The sequence below is a fragment of the uncultured Methanofollis sp. genome (assembly GCF_937919355.1).
GTDB lineage: Archaea > Halobacteriota > Methanomicrobia > Methanomicrobiales > Methanofollaceae > Methanofollis.
Window position 1 is genome coordinate 1 of sequence record NZ_CALFSA010000184.1, and the last position, 3,594, is coordinate 3,594.

At 65.7% G+C, this 3,594-nt stretch carries 4 protein-coding genes and 1 pseudogene; 3 read left to right on the forward strand and 2 right to left on the reverse strand.

All coding sequences use genetic code 11. From position 1 onward, the window contains the following. The 3 genes and pseudogenes from Q0520_RS09115 to Q0520_RS09125 all read left to right on the forward strand — a co-directional run. Positions 1 to 441, forward strand: a pseudogene (locus Q0520_RS09115) (nitrogenase iron protein); the annotation flags it as partial. After that, positions 401 to 1,444: a nitrogenase component 1 gene (locus tag Q0520_RS09120; RefSeq protein WP_298669158.1), complete on the forward strand. Its 1,044-nt coding sequence runs from the start codon at positions 401 to 403 to the stop codon at positions 1,442 to 1,444. The pseudogene Q0520_RS09115 and the gene Q0520_RS09120, both read left to right, overlap by 41 nt. Continuing rightward, positions 1,437 to 2,546, forward strand: coding sequence for a nitrogenase component 1 (locus Q0520_RS09125; protein WP_298669161.1), 1,110 nt, complete (start codon positions 1,437 to 1,439; stop codon positions 2,544 to 2,546). Before Q0520_RS09120 ends, Q0520_RS09125 begins: the two co-directional genes overlap by 8 nt. On the opposite strand, the gene Q0520_RS09130 is transcribed toward Q0520_RS09125, so the two are convergent. Together Q0520_RS09130 and Q0520_RS09135 are read right to left on the reverse strand one after the other, a co-directional pair. Continuing rightward, on the reverse strand, positions 2,541 to 3,320 hold the full coding sequence (locus Q0520_RS09130) for an energy-coupling factor transporter transmembrane protein EcfT (protein WP_298669164.1): 780 nt from the start codon (positions 3,318 to 3,320) through the stop codon (positions 2,541 to 2,543). The two genes, Q0520_RS09125 and Q0520_RS09130, sit on opposite strands and share 6 nt — an antisense overlap. Further along, on the reverse strand, positions 3,317 to 3,594 hold a 278-nt coding region (locus tag Q0520_RS09135; protein WP_298669167.1), incomplete at its 5' end, for an AAA family ATPase. The genes Q0520_RS09130 and Q0520_RS09135, both read right to left, overlap by 4 nt.

Consider the following 3,594-nt stretch of genomic DNA (forward strand, 5'->3'; position numbering starts at 1 on the left):
GTCTGCGGGGGGTTTGCGATGCCGATGCGGGAGGGGTATGCGCAGGAGGTCTACCTTGTGACGTCGGGAGAACTCATGGCCCTGTACGCCGCCAACAACATCGCCAAGGCGATTGCCCGCCTCTCGAAGAGGTCGAAGAGTTCGTGCAGTCTCGCCGGGGTTATCTGCAACGCAAAGAATACTGAGGGTGAGGAGGAACTCGTCCGCGAGTTTGCACACCGGATCAACTCCGAGATGGTGGCCTATATCCCGCGGTCCAGGACAGTGCAGCTTGCCGAGATCCATAGGCAGACGGTGATGGAGTACGCCCCTGAGTCTGAGCAGGCCGTCGTCTACCGGGAACTCGCCGCACAGGTGGCGGCAAACACCCGGAGTTCGATTCCGACACCCCTTGAGATGGATGAACTTGAAGACCTCGCCCTCCAGTTCACGCAGGTATGAGGGGTGCACCCTCACCGGCGCTCTCTCGGTCACGACCGCGGTAGAGGACGCCGTCACCATCGTGCACGGCCCTGCCGGGTGCGCCCACCACAATTTTTCTCTCCTCCATGCCGTCATGGCCGACCAGGGCCGTCTCCACCTGCCGCCGGTGGTCTCCACTGATCTGGGGGAGCGTGATGTCATCTTCGGCGGGGAAGAGGCGCTGGAGAGGACGGTCAGGCGAGTGGTCGACGGCGGTGCGGCCGCGGTCTTTGTCCTCACCACCTGTATCGCCGGGACGATCGGGGACGATGTCGCATCAGTTTGTGCCGCCGATTTCGGCGTCCCTGTCGTCCCGGTGCCGACATCCGGTTTTCTCGGCGGCGTCTTTACCGACGGGTTGCATGCGGCTCTGCTGGCCCTTGCCGGCGGTGCGGAGAGGGCGCCGGCCCCCGCAGGGACGGTGACGATCGTCGGCGAGAAGAACCTGGAGTTTGAGGTCGAGGAGAACTACAGCGAGGTCAAAAGGCTCCTTGCCACTCTCGGCGTCGGCGTCGGCCTGCGCTTTGTGCGGGAGGTCAGGTCCGCCGACCTCGGGAGAGTCGGGGCCGGGCGGTTGAACATCCTCAGGGAACCTGCCCTTGTCCCTGTCGGCGAGGCGTTGAAGGAGCGGTTCGGAACGCCGTATGTCTCCTCCTTCCCTATCGGGATGGAGGGGAGCATCACCTTCCTGAGAGATGTTGGTTCGGCCCTCGGCGTGCCGTCGGACGATGCCGTCGCCGCGGAGGAGGAGAGGCAGGAGGAGATGATCGCCTCCTTTGCCGACATACGGGGTGCGGCCTTCTCCCCCGGTTCCATGACCCTTCATGCCGTCGAATACGCCCCTGTGCGCCGGGTGATGGAGGCGCTCGACCTGAAGGCCGACACGGGCGGGGCCGGTCTTGCCCTGCCGTACAGCCCGCCTGTCGGGACGGCCGGGGTCAGGCGTCTGCTCCACCGCTGGAGGAGGCAGATCCATGCCTGAACGTCTCTGCTCAAACCCGGTCTGGCCCTGTGCGATGTGCGGGGCCGTCTCCTGCCTTTCAGGATTTTCCGGTCTTGACGTGGTGATCCACGGGTCGTCGGGCTGTTACTTCTATCCGGCCTCCCTCATCCAGACACCCATCCATGCGACTCTCATCATGGAGGAGGAGGTGATCTTCGGGGCGGAGGAGCGCCTGCGCCGGGTGGTCGGCGAGGTTGCGGGGCATGACAGACCGGTGGCGGTGGTCCAGACCTGCGTCCCGGCCGTCACGGGAGAGGACATCGGGAAGGCCCTCGACGGGATGGAGGAGGCGTTTATCGTCGACAGTCCGGGGTTTGTGGGCGGCATGGAGGAGGGCTACCGCCGTGCGGTCGCCGCCCTTGCCCCGACCGTCGATCCCGGTGAAACCGGTGTCACCATCGACGGGTTGAACCCGGTCGACCCCTTCTGGCGGGGGAACCTGCTGGAGGCTGAAAGGCTGGTCAGTGCGGCGGGGGGTACGGTCGCCGCCGCCATAGCCGCCGGTCCTCTCGACAGTCTCCGGCGGTGCGGTGCGGCCGTCCTCCAGACAAACCCCGGCCTTGCCTGCGGTATCGGGACGCCTGCCGGGTCGCTCCTCGGCATCCCGGCGACAAAGGCGGCCTTCGAGAGACTCGCCGATCTCTGCGACCTCGATGTCGGGGCCGTGCTCGACGAGGCCGACGCCGCGGAGGAGAGGATAGGCCGCGCCACAGACAAGTACCTCTCCCGCTCTGACCCGCCGACTGTCGCCGTCTTCGGTGAAGCGGCATATACCGGCTTCGTCTCCGACGCCCTCGCCCGCTACCTCGACGCCGAGGTCGTCGTCCGTGCCCCGCGGAACGGCGAGGAGGCGGTCACCTCCCTCGACGAGATCAGGGACCTGGTCCTGGGGAACAAACCCGACCTCATCCTTGGGTCGTCCTTCGAGCACGCCGTCGCCCCTGACGTCCCCTATGTCGGGATCACCTTCCCCCAGCGTGGCCGCGTCCGCCTCAAGTCCCGCGCCCTCGTCGGGATCGAGGGGTCGCTCGCACTCATGGACGACGTCCTCAACGCCTGCCTGGAGAAGCGGGGGTCATGAGAGAGCGGCCGCAATGGCGGCGCAGGCAAGGACGAGTGCAATATGGTACGCGTCCTCCCGTGTGACGCTTCCCTGCCCATAGCGCGTCGGGTGGCCTGTGCAGCCGAAGCCCCGGCATTCCATCGCCTCGGAGACCTGCCGTGCCCGTGAAAGGACCGAGACCGTTGCCGGGACGAAGAGCGCCAGGATCTTGTGTCTGTTTTCCAGCAGGTTCCCCCTGTCGAATTCAAGGCCCCGCGACCTCTGGGCGTCCATGATGCCGGCCAGGTCGGCGGTGAGTGCCGAGATGGAGCGGAGGGCATAGCCCAGGGAGAAGGCAAGGGTGTTCGGGAGGCCGATGGAACGCATGCTCCCGACAAACTCCGAGAAGGGTGTCGTCATGATGAAGAGGAACGAATACCCGCCGATGACGAGGAGGCGGAGGCCCATTGCAAGAGAGAAGAGGATGCCGCCTTCTGAGAGGGTAACCGGGAAGGGGCCGATGGCGACGGTGAAGTAGACCGCACCGGATATGGCGCGGGGGAAGAAGGCGTCGATAAGGAGGACGAAAAGAAAGAGGGGGGCCAGGAAGCGGAGCGAACGCACGAACGGCCAGAAAAGGCGGGAGAGTACAGCGATGAGGACGATGCCCGCACAGAGGACGAAGACGGGCAGGGGTTCCTCGGTGAGGAGTGCCGCCGCACTGACGATGACCAGAGCCGCCGTTTTTGTCGCCGGGTCGAGGCGGTGGAGCCATGTGTTTCCCGGCATGAAGAAGACGCCTTTTTTTGTCATCCTTTGTCTCCCTCCGCCACAACCCGTCCCCCCCTGAGAGCGATTCTCCGGCCGCCGCAGAGTGTGGCGAACTCGGGGTCGTGGGTGGCGACGAGGACGGCACACCCGGCGCCGGCACGTTTCCTGAGGAGGGCGGCGAGTTCGGCCTTGCGTCCGTGGTCGAGGCCGAGAGTAGGTTCGTCCAGCACGAGGACAGGTGTGTCCATGGCAAGAATGCTCGCGATGGCGACACGCTGCTTCTCCCCGACCGAGAGGTTGAGGGGCGGCGTCTCCG